The organism is Fibrella aquatica (genome assembly GCF_041321135.1).
GTDB classification, from domain to species: domain Bacteria; phylum Bacteroidota; class Bacteroidia; order Cytophagales; family Spirosomataceae; genus Fibrella; species Fibrella aquatica.
This window is the reverse complement of record NZ_JBGGWF010000016.1, coordinates 91,158-109,673: the sequence shown is the minus strand read 5'-3', so window position 1 is coordinate 109,673 and position 18,516 is coordinate 91,158. Positions and strand designations below refer to the sequence as shown.

At 46.4% G+C, this 18,516-nt stretch carries 10 protein-coding genes; 5 read left to right on the top strand and 5 right to left on the bottom strand.

The window, feature by feature from the left end; translation table 11 throughout:
• Position 1 precedes the first annotated feature (1 nt).
• The 3 genes from ACAW87_RS24035 to ACAW87_RS24025 all read right to left on the bottom strand — a co-directional run bounded on the left by ACAW87_RS24035 (position 2) and on the right by ACAW87_RS24025 (position 3,479).
• Positions 2-1,321 (bottom strand): DNA cytosine methyltransferase, encoded by a 1,320-nt coding sequence (locus tag ACAW87_RS24035; protein WP_370726199.1) that lies wholly within the window; start codon positions 1,319-1,321, stop codon positions 2-4.
• 110 nt (positions 1,322-1,431) lie between these two features.
• Positions 1,432-1,914: a HEPN domain-containing protein gene (locus ACAW87_RS24030; RefSeq protein ID WP_370726198.1), complete on the bottom strand. Its 483-nt coding sequence runs from the start codon at positions 1,912-1,914 to the stop codon at positions 1,432-1,434.
• Positions 1,911-3,479, bottom strand: coding sequence for a GmrSD restriction endonuclease domain-containing protein (locus tag ACAW87_RS24025; protein WP_370726197.1), 1,569 nt, complete (start codon positions 3,477-3,479; stop codon positions 1,911-1,913). Before ACAW87_RS24025 ends, ACAW87_RS24030 begins: the two co-directional genes overlap by 4 nt.
• A 457-nt stretch (positions 3,480-3,936) precedes the next feature.
• Between ACAW87_RS24025 and ACAW87_RS24020 the strand changes: the two genes are divergently transcribed.
• The 3 genes from ACAW87_RS24020 (at position 3,937) to ACAW87_RS24010 (ending at position 8,247) form a co-directional block, all read left to right on the top strand.
• Positions 3,937-5,109, top strand: coding sequence for a PDDEXK nuclease domain-containing protein (locus ACAW87_RS24020; protein ID WP_370726196.1), 1,173 nt, complete (start codon positions 3,937-3,939; stop codon positions 5,107-5,109).
• A 93-nt stretch (positions 5,110-5,202) separates the two neighbouring features.
• A complete protein-coding gene (locus ACAW87_RS24015; RefSeq protein ID WP_370726195.1) occupies positions 5,203-6,828 on the top strand; it encodes a DUF499 family protein in 1,626 nt (541 codons plus the stop codon).
• Between the two features lie 51 nt (positions 6,829-6,879).
• Positions 6,880-8,247: a hypothetical protein gene (locus ACAW87_RS24010; RefSeq protein ID WP_370726194.1), complete on the top strand. Its 1,368-nt coding sequence runs from the start codon at positions 6,880-6,882 to the stop codon at positions 8,245-8,247.
• A 238-nt stretch (positions 8,248-8,485) separates the two neighbouring features.
• On the opposite strand, the gene ACAW87_RS24005 is transcribed toward ACAW87_RS24010, so the two are convergent.
• Positions 8,486-10,561: an ATP-binding protein gene (locus ACAW87_RS24005; RefSeq protein WP_370726193.1), complete on the bottom strand. Its 2,076-nt coding sequence runs from the start codon at positions 10,559-10,561 to the stop codon at positions 8,486-8,488.
• Positions 10,562-10,906: 345 nt separating this feature from the next.
• Between ACAW87_RS24005 and ACAW87_RS24000 the strand changes: the two genes are divergently transcribed.
• Positions 10,907-15,811, top strand: a complete 4,905-nt coding sequence (locus tag ACAW87_RS24000; RefSeq protein ID WP_370726192.1) for a helicase-like domain-containing protein — start codon at positions 10,907-10,909, stop codon at positions 15,809-15,811.
• Positions 15,812-16,115: 304 nt separating this feature from the next.
• Positions 16,116-17,120, top strand: coding sequence for an ArdC family protein (locus ACAW87_RS23995; protein ID WP_370726191.1), 1,005 nt, complete (start codon positions 16,116-16,118; stop codon positions 17,118-17,120).
• 247 nt (positions 17,121-17,367) lie between these two features.
• Here ACAW87_RS23995 and ACAW87_RS23990 read toward each other — a convergent pair whose 3' ends face one another.
• Positions 17,368-18,516 carry a chromate transporter gene (locus tag ACAW87_RS23990; RefSeq protein ID WP_370726190.1) on the bottom strand — a complete coding sequence of 383 codons (1,149 nt, stop codon included), beginning with the start codon at positions 18,514-18,516 and terminating at the stop codon, positions 17,368-17,370.

Here is an 18,516-nt window from a genome sequence, read left to right as displayed (position 1 = left end):
TTTATGCAAGAACCTCCATCGCTTCCTGATTATGATTCAGTACTGTAGCTTGTGGGGCAGTTCCTATAAGCCTTTCGGCTATTAATTGAACAATTCGAGCGTTTACGGCATTGCCTAAAGCTTTAAAGGCAGGCGTTTCTAATTCTGGCAGTTCAATATCGCCTAAAGATTGTAGATTGGCCCCTTCACGTTTTGTCATATAACGGTACTCCCAGCCAATAATGGGAATCTGTGTTTTTGTAAAGGCAACCAATGCTGGTGAAAAAACAGGACGCTTCACCCGAATGCCAGAAGGTCGAAATTGAATAATAAAATCAGTTATTCGACGGCGTTCTCCTTTACAGTTCCACTCAAATTTCTGCCAGCTAAACGGTTGATTTTTTAGTTCTTCCATTACAGGCCAAAGCTCATTTTGATAGCGCTGGAAAAACTCTCTATTTTGCTTAATAAAAAGCTGTTTCCAACGGGGGAAAAGCTCTTTTCCGTGTGCGTAGGTTGGTATTTCTTTTAATTGGGAAAGTTTAGAAAGCCCATCTAAACTCTCCCCAAATGCACCTTTATATTGACTAAGTTGAGCACGGGTTAGCTTCTCTGGAACTTGATTCTCGTACGGGTAAGTTGCGCCAAACTCTGTTGCCCAAATTGGAAAAGATGGTAAGTTATCCTGCTCTGGAATTGCATTTAGAAATCGTTGCCAAATGTCAAGTACTGACTTCTCTCGCAGTGGAATGCATCGGGCGTTAAACGGGTAATCTTCCAAGGCATCCCGTATTGACATATTTGGGTAAATTCCCTTTTCAGGCCAGACAAAATGATTTAGTCCTTCTCGACTAGCAACAATAAACATTCGCTGACGAATTTGAGGGATACCGAATTGATGGGGTGAAAGGATCTTGTGATCAACCTCATAATCTAAGGCCATAAGACTGGCTTTGATAATTCTCCAAGTATTTCCATTATCATGCGTCAGAAGATTCGCTACATTCTCCAGAATAATATATTTAGGATTGTGTTGCTTGATAATTCTAATGATATCATAGAACAGGTTGCCACGATCAACATCTAAAAGGCCCAATTGGCCTCCCGCCTTAGAAAAGGGTTGACAGGGGAAACCCGCACAAAGCAGATCATGTGCCGGAATATTCATTTCATCCACTTTTCTTATGTCCCCTTCTACACGGTCGAAAGAAAAGTTTTTCTCGTATAAAGTTGCAAGAGTTGGATTCAACTCAGATGCAAATACACACTCGTGGCCAAGTTGGCTTATTCCAATATGAAACCCACCCAAACCCGCAAAAAGATCAACAAATCGTAACTTCATCAAATGCGAATATTTACATTTTTGATATATCTATAATCGCTCCTGGAAACGCGTTATACAATCATTATACGCAATTTTCGATCAACTCAATCAATTTCATGGGTTTTGTACTACTTTATCATTGATTTTTTTATTTTTTTATTTTTTGATATAATTATTTTTAGTGCAAGTATGACAATTTTCATATTTTCGTAGTGTTCTTTGATACTTTTGTACGAAACAGGATTTGTTCCTCCATGGGCTAAACTATTGCGTAGGCCATAAATTGAGTTTAAGGATTCTGCTACTTCAGTAGTCACATAGCTGTCATACTCGTCATGCCATTCTTTACTGAATGAAAATAGGAAGGCTTTAATCTTATTATGATCAAGGTTAGTGAGTGATCTAAGCTTCGAGTTAACATAGTCTTGTACTTCTTTCGGAGTTGTTGTGCTCATATACTCATGCACTAACTGCTTTACAATATTTTCTAACAATCCAGAAGCCCTAATGCAAAGGTATTCCGATAGCCTAGATTTCACCTCGTCTTCCGGCAAGCTACTTACCTGCAAAAATAAATCTTCGACTTTTTTCTCCAGTGACTCTACTTTCATAACAGAGGATTAGAAATATATTCGCGACTGAAATACATTTCAGCTAATTGGACTCTAGTCTCAATCGAAGCCTTGTCTGATGTGCCAGCTCTAACAGTATTAATATACTTGTCGTCTTTTAATAGATTCGTGTAGGCTGCTTTAACTTGACTAGAATCAAATTCTCTAGGCTCCTTGCTTAAACGTGATGTAAGAGCAATCATTACAGAATCAAATACAGCTGCATTAATACCACCGCCGATTCGGAATGCTCGCCTTTGTAATCCATTGCTGATCACTGATAGAGTAGGTAAAATTAATGCATCTAAATCTCTCTTAGAGTATCTTTCAAAGTTTCTGTTATTTGCCATGAAACTATTTAGAAAGAGTGACATGGGCTTTTCATATTTTTCTCTCCTAAAGAAAAGAGCAAAATAACGTAAGATTAATTCTTGACTTTTCGATCGATCATTCGAATAGCCGAAAATGTCTACCCATGCTTGGCTATTTACTAACTCACCTAAGTAGTCATTGAAACTACCAGAATAAATGCTCGATCTGATTTCTTGAGCAGTGAGTCTTCTCCCACCCGTATTTAACCTTTCAAAGAGAGAATAGATGCTATTTAAATCATCGTTTAAATCGGTTGGCTTCAGAACTGTAGCATGAATTGTTTGATAGTCAAGCCGAGATTTATCCTCGTGAGATAATGTATTGTATGACTTACTCTCTAGATCGGGAACTACGCCTTTCAACGTGAACTTCTCTCCTCTAAGAATACCTTTAAAAAAGTAATATAAACTCATTAATCGTTGCTGACCATCAACGATTATTAACCTATCTGTCGATTCATGAGCCAAAAATACTCCTGGCACTGGTAAGCCAAGAATAATCGATTCTATAAATCTAGAGGCTTCTTCCCTTCCCCATATAAATTGACGTTGAAAGTGAGGTACATATATATTATCAGAATCGATTCTCCTTACAATTGACTCGATGGGATAATCAACACCATAACTAGAAACTGAGTAGCGATGAGGGCTGGGCTCTTCTTCAGTTAGGTCAATAAAATTTCGCTTATCATTACTTTCAAGATTGTAAGTTCCGTTATGAATTTGCTCATGGTTTCTTAAGTAGATTAAAGCGCTCTCCCTACTGAACACAGCTACAAATTCACCTGTTTCTTTTGGATGAATGGCAATGCCGTTTATAACAGCTTCATGTAGAGCATCTTCCCTGATCTGTAAGGAAACAGATAAGCCTAGATCCGCATTGTGTTTAGCGTAATCAAATGCGATGAATAGCTCCAGTGGAGCCCAATACCCTAAAATGAGCGTACTTTCACCTTCTTCCTGAACAAAATTTTTGATACCAGTTATTTGAATTCGATATTCATCGCTTGGCCTACCTTTACCTCCTCTAGAGAGGTTCCAGATATAAATTCTGAAATTTTGGTTAATGTCTCCATATACAAAAATCAAGGCGGGATGAAGTGTCTTATCTGATAAGGGTTCTACCACAGCTCCCTCGCTTTCAATTGTATCTATGAAGATTTCTACAAGCTTCTGCTTAGTATGTTTGACCATCTACCGTGGAATATATACGAGTGAAGACTACTTGAATGATAGTAAGCTTTTCGAGGTAAATATACTAAAGATTGTTTCTTTACAGGGAATGAAAACTTGTCGGTGTTCTGTTTACTCTGAAGAATGTAACGGCAATCAAAGGTGAATTTATGGTCTCTTGATGTCTACTAAATTAGGCCACATACTCTCTATAACAGAGAGATATGGCTGGCACTCATAACAATCTATAGATTTAGATGATGCCGATTGTGTGCTGAAATCAAGAAAATTAAAGGAGATGTGGCCGTAGATATGCATCTAGTCTTATCATCAATAAAGACAGTTGTTGCGCGAAGCAAGACAAAGGTCGGTTTCCATGGGTGTACAGGCCGAAATCGGGTTCTAGCAAATTGGGCAGTTGATAACTGCCCAATTTGTAACCAGTAGTAACAACATCATATTGCGACTAAATTCACGCATGAACGAACAAGAAAGATCAGATGACTCAGCAGTTTATAAGCAGGTTGTCGAAGAGATAAAACAGGCTATTTTAACCCATCGATACCGGGCGGCCAAAGCGGTCAACCGAGAGCTTTTATGGCTTAATTGGCTCGTAGGGCGGTCTTTGGCTCAACAAATAGACGTACAGGGTTGGGGAGCGAAAGTGCTACAAAACCTTTCGGATGATATTCAACGGGAGTTCTCAGGGTTACGTGGCTTCTCGGTTCGTAACCTTAAAAATATGCGGCAGTTCGCTGAGGCTTATCCCGAACTCGACAAAGTTGTTCAGGAAACAGCCAGCGGCCAACAGGCTGAAATTCAAAAGCAAGTGGAGGAAAAGCAGTCGCCATTGGCCGAAACCTACCTTTATCTTGCTTTAACGAAGGAGTTGTTTTTCAACATCGGCTTCACGCACCACATCCTGTTGCTCAACCGCTGCAAGGATCTGACCGAACGGCGGTTCTATATGGAGGAGACTGTCCGTAATCAATGGACTGTTGAAACACTGGACTTCGCGCTTGACGGGAAATTCTACCAGACGCGAGGTCAACTGCCCAATACATTTGAGACGTACCTGCCCGAATCGCTCAAACAAACGGCCCTGCTGGCCTTTCGGGACGAGTATCTGCTTGATTTTGTGAACGTTGATCCCAATGACGAACGGGTGCTGGAGCGTCATATCGTGCAGAATATCCAGCGTTTTTTGCTCAGCTTGGGCAAAGGGTTCTCGTTCATCGGTAGTCAATACCGACAGCTAGTCGATGGCGACGAATATTACGTCGACCTGCTGTTTTATAACCGTGTGCTCAAATGCCTGGTGGCTATTGATCTAAAGAAGGGGGAATTCAAGCCTGAGTATGCGGGTAAGATGAATTTTTACCTTAACGCGCTGAATGAGAACGAGAAAATGCCCGACGAAAACCCGTCGATTGGCATTGTTCTATGTAAATCTAAAAGCAAGATAAAAGTAGGTTTTGCCTTTAAAGGCATCACTACACCGATGGGTGTTGCGTCGTATAAGCTGTCGAGCGAACTACCCGGTGCATACCGTGATGTGCTGCCCGATACCGACACCCTGACTAATCTCCTGAACCAACCCTCTGCTGACGATGAGGCCGATGACTCGGCTGAAGGCGACTCAGCTAATTAACCCATTATAAGTCCAATAACTACCCAGCGCGAACAACTTAGGAAAGCCCTTGAATTGGCTATAATGGCCCTCAGGCCGCTTTCAGTGGCTAAAATGCAGACCAAAGTAGGCGAGCATTGGCCAGATCTATTCCGCGATGCCCTTGGCCCCGAGCAGAAAACCTTTTGGGATTCAAACCTACGCGATGGCAAGCGGGCTGACCAGCTTATAGACTGGGGTCAGCTCCGCAACTTTGCCCTCAAAAACAAGGATTTATTTCCTGAGTTAGGGAAGCGTGCCAATAACCTTCCATCTACTTTTTCGGAAATAACCGACGTTCGTAATGCTTTAATGCATGCTAACGATATAGACCCTATTGAGGGCGATATGGTGATGAGTAAGCTCGTGTTACTCATGCGTGACTTTGGAATGATCGAAGCTGCCGATCAGGTGAAAGTTATTAAGGAAGCCGTTTTGCCGACGTCTGCTCCAGTCAACCAGGCAGAAAAGGCTGAACCCACTACAACTAAGGCGGCCAGCGCTGTGACGACTCCACGGCCGTGGTTCACAGTTGTTCGTCCCCACGACGATATCCGGCGCGGCCGGCTCGATGAGTCAGTATTTGCGGCCAACCTTTCAGACGTGCGCAACAATACGGGCCCAGATGTGTATCTGGACCCAGCCATATTCTTCCGTAAGACACATTTCACAGCGGGCCTAAAAACAATTGCAAGGCGGGTAATCGCGGGAATGAATGGCGACGGTGATGCCGACAACCGCATTCTGTCGCTACAAACTGGCTTTGGTGGTGGCAAAACGCACGCCCTGATAACGCTGTATCACATTGCCACGCAGGGGAGCGAGATTAAGGATTACCTTCCTGACGGTACACTTCAGGCAATACCAACTTTCAGGAATGCCAACGTAGCCGTTTTTACTAACCAAACGCTTGACGCTGCGCAGGGACGCATCACTGACGAAGGCATACACATACGCACGATTTGGGGCGAACTGGCCTATCAATTGGGAAAGCTGGATGCATACGAAATCATTCGGCAAAACGATGAGCAACGAACCGCACCAGCGGGATTGTTCCGCAAAGTGCTGGCCCAGACGAAACCAGCCCTAATTCTGATCGATGAATTAGCGGATTACTGCCTGAAAGCGGCTAGCCAGACCGTTGGGGGCTCAACGCTCGCCGATCAGACTATCAGCTTTGTACAGGAACTGACTGAAGCTGTTGGGGCCAGTGAAGAGGCTGTACTGGTAGTTACCTTGCCGGCCAGCCGTACCGAAATGGGCGATTCTGATAAAGCTGCCAACGTACTTTACACCCTGCAACAACGCGTAGCGCGAGTTGGGAAGGACACCGAACCGGTTGATAAGGAGGAAATATTCGAAGTTATTCGTCGGCGACTCTTCGACGATCTTGGCGACGAGTCAGCCATGAAGGCAACCGTCAATGCCTCCGCCGAACTCTACCGTGAACTAGGTACGGCAATACCAACCCAGGCTACCCGTTCGGAATACAAGCAACGGATGCTTAAGTCGTACCCCTTCCATCCCGAACTGGTCGATCTGTTCCGGCTGCGGTGGGCATCGAACCACAACTTCCAGCGGACTCGGGGCGTGTTGCGCCTATTGGCAGCAATCGTATCGGACCTCTACCAGCGGCAGAACAGCCTGACGGGTACAAACCTGCTCATTCACCCATCCGATGTCAGTTTTGAGAATGTATAGGCCGTTCGGAGCAAATTAAAAGAACTCTTTGGAAACGGTTTCGATGCCGTCATGGATGCCGATGTGTCGGGCCACTCATCGAATGCCTTTAAAAATGACCAGGATAATGCAGACTATCGTGTACAACGATTAACTCAGGGACTCACGGCCACCATCCTGATGGGTACGTTTGGAGCCGAGGGTGCCAACAAAGGGTTAAGTGTAGAAGAGTTGAAGTTGGCGTTTCTGAAGCCGGATGGCTTCAACCATAACACCATCAATACGGCGTTGGACTCGCTGGAGGCCAGCGCCCACTATCTGTATTACACGACCAATCCGCGTCGGTACTGGTTCAATACAAAGCCAAACATCAATATTCTGATCAACCAGGCCAAACACCAGATTGATGATACCGATGCTCAGGCTGACATTATTCGACGGCTTAAAGCTAAGGTATCGACCGTGAGCGGCTTCAACATATTGGTTGCCCCCGATCCCGACAACGTACCTGAACAGACAACCCTCACGCTGGTTGTATTGGGCCCACAATATGCCGTGAGTCCAGGTGTGGTAGCCACTGGTAATGTTGGCGGTAGCGTCCGATCTACCATCGAGCGGCTGGCCACGAAGCGAGGGTCACAGGATAGGACGTACCGAAACACGATACTATTTCTGGCCAGTTCAGAGGCTCTGATTGGCAAACTGAGCGGACTAGCCAGTGAGTACTTAGCCTGCAACCAAATCAAGGAAGAATACGGTAGCCAATTGGAAGCCCCACAGCTGCGGGAGTTGAAAGAAAAAATAGACGAGATATCGAAACGGACTGAAAGCGCGCTGGCCGAAGCGTACAGCATCGTTCTAAAGCATACAGCCAAAGAGGGGATTAAAGCGCTACTCGTTGACGCAACCAAAGACAGCCTCGACACACAGATAAACACCAGTCTGACGCAGCGGCTCAAAGATGAGAGTTGGTTACTGGATAGTATTGGACCGCTGGTACTACAAAACTACGGCCTAATGCCCACTACGGCCCGACCAGTTAAAGCCAAAGACGTTTACGAGGCCCTTATTCGCTACGACGATAAGGTGATGATTACCCGGTTGGATGTGGTACAGACTGGCCTATTACGCTTCTGCCAGGATGGCAACCTGGCAATAGCATCTGGCGACGGTACAACCTGGGATACTGTTTACTATAAACAGTCTGTCCCCTTTCTTGATATTAAGTCAGACTCGTACTGGTTGGTCGACAAGAGTATCTATCAGCCCCCTGTTGCTCCCCCATCACCCGAACCGGGTGGTAGTGGTGGCTCGTGGTCCGGCGGGATTGTTACGCCACCTCCAACGCCAGGCCCTAACCCGACACCTGGTGGTGGCCCTGATCCGTCAGGAACTCCCGTAACGACTCAATTTCGAGCCGTTAAAGTGAGCGAGCGGTAAACTGGACAAGCAAAACTGGACTCAGGCTTTCAACAGCTTCATAAGCCCATTCCGTAACCACAATATTGAAATTGAGGTAACGATCAAAGTCCATTCTGCAGCTGCCGACCCCTTCACGGAGAATGATCAGCGGTACAACCTACTAAAAGAATCGGCCAAGCAGATGCGTCTGGATTTTGAGGGAGAAGAGGGATAGATTGAAAATTGGCTTTTAACTATTTTCACAGTTGAAAGCCAATTAATATGAAGATTTAGTTTTACGGAGGGTTGAAGATACTTTTTCATTCAAAATTTGAGGATATTCTCTCTCAAACTTCTCTTTTATATCCTCATCCAACGTTTTTAGACCATTTGCAAGATAAGTAAGCCTACGTTTGTTAGCTTCAATTATTTCACTCCAAGTCATTACATAAACTTCGATGTGCTTGCCACCATCCACTTTTAGATCGTATAAGAAAGGAATATTCGGATATGAAGCCCGAGCAGATGATAATTTTGATTTAGCAAATTTAGTTATATCTGTTGACACTAAAATAAGTTTGTACACTACGTTTTCATCAGGAAGAGATGGATAATCTTCAATTGTAAATGCGTACCTATCTATCTGGTTTAGCTCTTTCTGGCTCAATTTACACTTCGGTGCTTTTAATTCAACGACCATATATTCACGCTTACCATTATCAAGAACCTTCTCGTTGTAGAAGAAAAGATCGGTTATATCATTAAGCCCTGACTGCTCCTCAATGCTGTCAATTATATTGCCAGCTTCCTCTGAGGGTTCATAGGCGAGGTGTTTATCTCGAATTTCATCCAAAATTCCGCCAATTTGTTTGTCAGACCACAGTGCGGGTGTCTCAGCATAATTTTCTCCGAAAAGCCATAGATGTTGCTCGACGATCTTATGAAGTTGGCTTCGTTCACGAAGTACATTTCCAACAGTTCCGAAAACTATATTATGCAAAAACTTTAGAAATTGGTTCTTCGTAGCAACATTATTTGAAAACTGAATAACTGTCTCAAGGTCAGTCTTTTGTAAAAGCGAGTGGAATCGATCAACAGTCTGATTGTCAAGCTTTAAAATTTTCTCAAAAATATCCTGTATCTGACCCGATCTAATCGCCCGGTCCATTAATTCGTAAAGAAGACCACGAACTTTATTATTATTTTCAAGTAACTTATACTCGGTTTCTGCTGCAAAAGCAATTTGATTAAGCACTATCTCATGCAATTCATTTAAGGCAGGGTTAATTTTTAACGGATTTTCTGCATCTTTTTTGAAGTCTTTTTTAAACTGTTCAAAGCGCTTGTTTCGTTCGCGAAAAAAGCCATCAACAGTTTCTTTAACCTTGTTTTTGAAGTTTGTAAACTGTTTATCTAATAAATCATTGTATTCAATATTACGAAATAGGTCAACTCGATTCAGAAATGGCGATTCAACATATATGAACCATGTACCCATATCAACTGTATACGAATTAGAATTATACACAAATTCATGTGATACAGATTGGATACCAGCATTATCATGTTGAAGATAAATCTGTACTCTGTTAAGATCAGAGTTAACTTCATAAAAAGTTATTTGAATAGGAAAATCTTCACCCCTTGCATCCTGATACTCAGTTATTTTAATAAATGGATCTCCTTTGACAAACTCTTCTCGATTAAGTTTTTCGTCATTGACATAAAATTTTACGTGCCCGTTGAAAATCAATGATGGGTATCGTTCAAACAAAGCATATCGAATTGCTGGTTGAAAGAAATCACTACTGAGCATTCGCTTCCGTTCCGTTTTTCCGTGATGCCGACCGTGGTGAACATCATCAATTCGAACCTTGTAATAAGTTGCTTCTGGTTGAACGAGAACTTCTTCATCTGTACGGATAGGGATCTTATCTAGTTGATTGTCGACAAGATCAGCTGTGTTAAGTACCATCGAAACCTTAGTGTGTCTCTGTACTTTTGGATCATAGCTAACGGTTTCGATGACCATACGTTCGCCGATCTGCAACGCACCAAAACGCCCAACACCTTGACCTCCTGATTTTGACTGATTAGCTACTTCACAAATTTTGGTGTCGAATTCAGACATTGGCACACCAACACCATCATCTTTAATCTCAAGGTATTTAATTGGAGCATAGTGTAGTTCATTATCCTCGGGACGACCAAGGTTAATGTATATATTTTTGCTCTCCGCCTGAATAGAGTTATTTATAAGCTCGCAGAAGGCGCTAAATGTATTCTTGTACTTTGTCAGTACTTCATTTAGCATCCTTCCATTAGTAGTGAACTTGCGTAAAGATGTGGCCATATTATAATCAGTTGCTGAGATTGAAAGTTGAACTGAATTGCAAAGATGCAAACAATAAAAAATTAATAGTTACACTAAGCTAAATAGACAAAAGGGGGCGAAGGCTCCGGCTGTATCTTCCTGAAACCTTGCCATACCGCCTAAAAAGCGGTATTTTTATAGTGTTACTTCTGCGCGGCTCCGACGTGTTACTTCGGGCAAAACAGGATGCGTCAACGCCGACATATCCCCGCTGACCGTATGCAGGTCAGCCCCCCCAACTGTATCCAGCTTAGTCTGTTCGGGCTTGTCTCGTCTGCCAATGTGCTGACTTTATCGCAATCCAGAGACAGCCAAGGGTGTCTTTTGCCAAGTGATACTCTGAGCGACGAACCCAATGTCATTTTGTCGTTTTCGGGTGTAGCGTCGGGGTTAAACAGCCGAAATTACCGACTGTCCGCTGATATGTTCCATCCCCGGACGGTGAGCGAACGTATAAAGGCTAACGTTAAAGCCATCCAGTTAGCCAGACACCTTGCCAAAGAGAGCCGGGAAGCTACTGCCGACGAGAAAGGTGTATTGGTGCAGTTTTCGGGTTGGGGTGGTTTGGCATCGGCGTTTGAGGAAAGTAGCCGCTACTCATCGGTTATTGACGAAGTGCTGACGATGGAGGAACGGCAAGCCGCAGCCGCTTCATGCTTAACGGCTTTTTATACGCCCCCCACCCTCATTACCGCTATTTGGGAAGCCGTTGACCAGTTTGGTTTTACAGGTGGCCGCATTTTGGAGCCGGGCGCAGGTATCGGGCATTTTTTGGGATTTGCGCCCCCTTCATTGAACGACCGCGCCGAATGGGTTGCCGTGGAGAAAGACCCGGTTGCTGGGCTTATTCTGCAATTACTGTATCCAGATGCTACCGTCGAAGTGGGCGGGTTTGAGCAAGCTGATTTAGCTAACGGTTCGTTTGACCTTGTTATCGGTAACGTGCCTTTTGGGGCCTACAGCGTCTATGACCGGCAAAACTCTGATATATCGGCTTATCCGATTCATAACTATTTCATTGGTAAATCGGCGCGGTTGGTAAAGCCGGGTGGTTTGTTGGCACTAATTACCTCGTCGGGTACGCTCGATCAGGGCGGAACCGAATTCCGGCAATGGTTGACCCGTCAGGCTGAAACGGAATTGGTTGGGGCTATCCGTTTACCATCCTGCGCGTTTGAGAGCCACAGCGGTACAAGTGTAACGACCGATGTACTTTTTTTGCAACGGCGCGACGGAGTGAACCGTCAGTTTGCCGGCCATTCGTTTGAGCGAACCCTAAGCGTCCGCAGCCGAACGCGGCCCGGCCGAACCGTGCAGGAAAAAGGCGAGGAAGTGACCAACAACCTGTACGTAAACGAATACTTTGCCGGGCAGCCAGACTTTATGCTTGGTGAAATGGTTTGGGCCGACGAAGTAGGTAAGGGTGGGTTGTACCGGGCGGACCGGCCAACCCTTTACTTAGAAGACCCGTCCGAGTTAACCGATCGGTTAGGCAATGCCATCAACCAACTACCGAGGGGCTTTTTGTCAGCAAGTCATGACGGACAACAAAGGAAGCAGCCAGCCGGAAATCAACTTGCTGATTTATATCCAGGCGTTGTACGTATAAAAGGCCGGTCGTACAGTCAGGCAACTATTGTCCGGCAATACATCCGGCTACGCGATACCTTAACGGGCTTGTTAGAGTCCGAACGGGAGGGGAAAGACGATTGGGAGGTTGCCGTGTTGCGTACCCACCTCAACACACTATACGACGAGTTTACCGCCTTCTTTGGTCCGTTGACCGGTAACCGCCATCTGTCATTTTTAGAAACGTTTGATGGTCAATTCAGCCGTGTTCAGGCGTTGGAAGTTCCTGAAAAGATTAACGGGAAACAGGTTCTACAAAAAGCGACCATTTTCCGGGAGCGGGTCAACCTGGCCCTCTCCTATCCTACTTCGGCAGCGTCAATAACCGATGCGGTGAATCTGTCAATGTGGTTTCATGGGAGCTTGACATTATCGGCCATTACAGGTTGGCTTGGGTTGTCGGTTGCTGAGGTCACGGAACAGTTATTAGCCGCCGGTTTGGGATTCATTGACCCTGTAACGGGTAGCCTGATTAACCGGGATGCGTACTTATCCGGTAACATTCGGCAGAAATTAGCCATAGCCGAAGAGAAAGCCCGTCACGAGCCGATTTATCAGGCCAATGTTTACGCTTTGGAACAGATCGTTCCTCCGACGATTCCGGCCGCGTTAATATCCTTTGGTTTAGGGTCGGTGTGGTTGCCGGATGAATTAGTAACCCGATTTATTCAGGAGACCTTACAACTGCCAGAAGTAACGGCTACTTACAACAACCGTAGCCGACAGTACGAGATAGAAACGCCAGCCTATTTTTATTCATCGTTGAACCAGTCGTTGGGTACGTCGAACCGAACGGCCCTGCAATTGATTGAATCGGCCTTGAATAGCCGAAGTTTAATAATTACCAAAACCATTACCCAGGATGGTAAAGAACGCTCTGTTCGCGATGTAGAAGCAACGAGCCAGGCGATTGCCGCGCAGGAACGACTAAACGAACTGTTCGTTGATTTCGCCCGGCAGCATTACGAATATGTCATTGAAGAGACATTTAATCGCCTGTATAATACGCATGTTCCCCGGCGTTTTGCCCGGCCATCGTTCGGCCAGTACCCAAATGCTAACCCAGCCATTTCATTACGTGACCACCAGTTTCGGGCTGTTGAGCGCATCAAGATTCAAGATACGATGTTGGCCCATGCCGTAGGAAGCGGAAAAACCTATACGATGATTACCGGCGCAATGGAGTTAAAACGGCTAGGTATTGCCCGCAAACCTCTGTTAGTCGTACAAAACTCAACGGTTGACGATGTGGCCCGTAGTTGGCGGCTGTTATACCCGTCGGCGGTTGTGTATGTGCCACAACGGAGCGATCTGGAAGCAACGGGCCGTAAACGGTTCCTGCAACGAATAGCGACCAACCACTTCGACGGGATTATCATTCCGCAAAGTTTCCTCAAACTGATTCCCGACGATCCGGCCAGCGAACAGGCTTTTTTACAGGAGGAAATAGACCGGGTAGAAGCCGCCGTTGCTGCAACGTCCCGCCAAGAAAAGAGCAAGAAATCATTAGTAAAGCGGCTCAATGAATTACGGCTACGGTTAGAAGCCCGGAGACTTCGGCAAGCCGACAGAAAAAAAGATAATATCCTGTCATTTGATGAATTGGGCATCGACGCGCTGTTTCTGGATGAATGCCACAAGTACAAGCGATTAGGCTTTTTTACGTCCCGGCGCGGCATCAAAGGCATTGACCCGGCAGGTTCGGAGGATGCATTGAGCGCGATGTTTAAATGCCGCTCGGTGCAGGCCCGGCAAGGGCGGGTTGTACTGGCTACGGGAACCCCGATCAGTAACACAATGGCCGAGGCATGGACGATGCTCCGGTTTATCGCCCCTGACCGCCTGGATGAAGCACGGATTGCCACGTTTGACCAATTCGCGGGAGCTTTCGGACAACTAATTGCCTCATTCGAGTTAACGACTACCGGCCAGTTTAAAGCTGTTTCAAGGTTTGCCCGGTTTGTCAATGTCCGTCAGTTGTCAGAGTTATACCGTGCTCATGTTGATGTGGTGCTAAATGATGATGTAGTCGAGTTTCAGAGGGACCAAACATTACCGACGCTGAAAGCCGGTGGATTTACGAAAATCGTACTACAGCAGACCGAAGGCGTACAGGCTGAGTTAGACGCGATTCGAGAGCGGCTACGCTGGTTTGAGGGATTAACAGGCAGTGAGAAGCGGGAGAACAGCCATTTGCCGTTGGTACTCTTTGGGCAGGCCAGAAAAGCTACGTTAGACATTCGCTTGTTGAACGCCAGAAACGAAGACGAGCCAGGCTCAAAGCTAAACCGAGCCGCAGCGGAGATTCTACGGCTGTATCAACTCTCAGATTCCTATAAGGGTACTCAGTTGGTTTTTGCCGACGTATACCAGTCACCGGCAAACTTATTTGCTGATGAAGACGAGCGACTATGTGTTGGGGCTCGGTTTAATCTCTTCGACGACCTAAAAATGAAACTGGTTACCGAAGGTATTCCGGCCTGTGAGGTGGCCGTTTGCCCTGCCGAAGCAGATAAACGGGAAGCGGTTTTTGCCAAAGTCCGAACGGGTGAGGTTCGGGTAATGCTGGGTACGTCCGAGCGAATGGGCGTTGGGGTTAACGTACAGGAACGGCTAGTTGGCTTACATCATCTTGACGCGCCGAACCGCCCAACTGATTTTGAGCAACGCAATGGGCGTATCATCCGTCAGGGTAATGCACATGCCGCCTGGCATATGCCCATTGAAATTCTTACCTATGGCGTTGATAAAACACTCGATGCAACTGCGTACGGACGATTGGCGATCAAACAAAAGTTCATTAACCAAGTGCTGAAAGGGCATTTGACCGATGAGGGTATGAATGATATTTCTGCCGACGATGATTTTGCCGCTATGTCGTTCGATCAGATGATGGCTACTCTTTCCGGCAGTCAGTATGCCTTGGCTTATGCCGCCAAGCAACTTGATTTGTCTCGATTGCTGACCGCTCGTAAGAACTGGCAACGGGGCGTTTTGGATGCTCAAATGCAGGTAGAACGCGCCCGGCGTACGTTGTCGTTGCAGGTGCCTTTACTGCCAACGCTTCAGGCAGAGAGTGCTATACTAAAGACTCGGTTTATTGCGGATGGAGACGAATACAGAGTGAACGAGGTAATAATTGAGGGCCAAACCCATACTGAAAAGTTTGGTGGACCAGTACAACACCTGTTGGACAAAATGCGCGGCCAGCTAAAACGTCGGTTGACACCGCAGGCAATCGTTACGGTAAACGGGTTACCTCTGACATTGACCGGCGAGATTCGGCAAGACCCCTTTTCATTTCGAAATGAGTACGTATTTACCTACCAATGGGGAAGCAGTTTGCTGGGCGAAGTAATGAGTGGTACCGGCTTGTTTCAGTCTTTACGCCAGTCGGTGGCTCATGCAGCCCACTTGCCCGCGCAATGTCAGCAACGAATTGAACGAGCACGAGCCGACGAAGCAGCTTTTCTTCAAAAGGTTAATGAACCGTTTCGCCACAGCGAAAAATTAGCTCGGTTGGAAACGGAGATTGCCGAGTTACAAGAAGCCATGTTGGCCGAATCAGAGCCAGAAGTCGAAGCGGTATTGGCAGAGTAAGAAAAGAAACACAGTAGGCCGGGTGTTCCCCGGCCTACAAATAAAATTTGCCTTACACGGTTCGTACCACTCCCCTCCCTCCTATTGTCGGTTAGTGAGCCATACGAACTAATTAGTTGCAGGACATCGCCTATGGGCGAAAACCTGCTGGCACGCACACTTCCACCTGCCACGATAAAAACACGGCTAAAGCAACCAAAAAACACTGCAAAAGTACTTGACGAAAGGGAGCAGGGTTTTAGTGTAAACTATTATTAGTCAGTTATATAGCTTGTAGGGGTGGCGCTGTTTTCGTATCTTTATAGTGTTCCTATTGCGCGGCACCGACGTGTTACTTCGGGCGATTATAATGCAGAATGCAAAGGCTTCCGCACAGCGGGGCAGTATGGATCTATACGCCCGTGTTACTGATCTCATCGTCGACGAGCTTGAAAAAGGCCGTATCCCATGGCGCAAACGGTGGGGTATCCTGAAAGATGGGCAGGTTGAGGTGGCTCAAAATTACATAAGCAAACGCTCCTATACGGGTATCAATAGTGTCCTTTTGGGATGCGCTAGCTATGAACGCCCGTATTTTCTGACCTTCAAACAGGCAACAGAATTAGGGGGAAATATTCGCAAAGGTGCGCGGGGTAATCTGGTCGTTTTCTGGAGTGTGCTGGAGAAAGAAAAGGAAGTAACGAACAACAAAGGTGAGGCCAAAATCAAAAAGGTGGGCGTCCCGCTCCTTAAGCATTATTTCGTTTTCAATGTGGCCGACGTAGAAGGAGTAAGTGTAGATTTGCCGGAGTTGAAAACACCTGACGCCCTTGACGAAGTGTACAGCTACAATGCCTGTGATGCCGTGTACGCGGGTTACTCAAATGCACCCGAAATCGTGCATATCGATCCAGCCCGAGCCTATTATAGCCCGTTGCGCGATGTCGTGAATATGCCCCGCCCTACTGCTTTCGATTGCCTGGAAGCTTATTACTGCGTTTTGTTTCATGAACTGATTCACTCAACTGGCCACCGCGACCGCCTGAATCGGGAGGAGTTGGTCCATTCTGATGGGTTTGGTGGGGAGTTATACGCCAAAGAAGAATTAACAGCCGAAATCGGAGCCTGTTATCTGGCCAGCAGTTGCGGCCTTGACCTGACAGACCACCGGCTTTTGACCAATGCGGCCGCGTACCTGCAAAATTGGCTGTCGGCTTTGAAAGGCGACAAAACGCTAATTTTCCGGGCATCGGGACAGGCTCAGAAAGCCGTCAACTATGTACTAAATGACGTAAATGAAGAAATAGCTTCGGATGTTGTAGCGGCCTAACACGTACGTGGCCGGGTTAAAGCCCGGCCACATAATTTTAAAATACTACGGTTCAAAACCGATAATAGCATTAAATGTATTCACTCAAAAAGTAACCAGACTGGCACGGCGGCCACGTCATATCTAATCATACAATTTAAACCTAATTACCTGTAGCCGAGTGTGAGACTCAAGTTTCATATCTTAAAATGAGCGTTTTTATAAGACACTGATTTTGATATCTGTCAATCGCTATCAGTCGCAAACGTCAGCCTACATACCGGAGCAGTAAACCAATAACGGCAGCTCCGCCAATCACACTGAGTTCAGGTAATTTCTTAAATCGATACAGTAAGCCAACAGTTGTTAAGGCAATCACAATGGCAGGAATATCCACCAATTGCCGCCGAGCTAGCACGACGACTGCCCCGGCAATTGCGCCGATAGCTGCGACGGTTACCCCATCCACAAACGCCTTGACACCCGGATGTCTCCCCCAGCGTTTGAAGTAGGGCGCGGGCAGAACCGTAAATAAATAACAGGGCAAAAACGTCGCCAGAGCAGCTACACAGGCTCCTGGAAAACCAGCCACCAGGTAACCAATAAAGGCCACCGTTATCACGACCGGGCCGGGGGTAATCATGGCGACGGCCACCGCATCCAAAAACTGTTGCTCGGTTAACCAGCCGTATTCTTTGACAACGCCCCCATACAGAAACGGCACAATAGCCAGTCCACTGCCGAAGACAAACGCGCCCGCTTTGGTGAAGAAAATCGCTAACTTCCACAGCACCGAATCAGTGGGTAAACTTAGCGCCTGTAGAATGAAAGGCGTGAAGCTAGTGCCTACGCCTGGCCGGATAAACGAAGGTGGACTTTTAACCAACCAGTAGATAACACCGGCCAACAAAACCAGCCACAGGATTTCTGATTCTGTGACCGCTGTCGCGATGGCCGAGATACCAAATAAAACCCAGCCCAGCCAGTCTTTACCTACTGTCTTGGTCGTTAATTTGTAGGTACCCATCGCGATAATGCCAATCACGGCGGCCCCAATCCCGTAAAAAATGGCCTGCATCCAGGGTAGACCTCCCAGTCGGACATAGGCCCACCCCAGGGCCAGTACCATCAAAAACGAAGGGATTACAAAAGCGATGCCCGTTAGAGTAGCCCCCAGAATACCGTAGTGAACGTAGCCCAGATAAATGGAGAGTTGAGCCGCCAGCGGACCCGGTGCCAGTTGGGCCAGGGCTAACCCTTCCCGGTAATCTTCCTCGGTGATCCAGCCGCGATCAACTACCAGATCGCGGTGCATGGCACTGACCAGGGCAGGTGGCCCACCAAAACCAATCGTGCCTAATCCAAGAAAATAGCGAACTAAATCCGCTTTGGTGTAGGAATGGTGCGTGGATTCCAT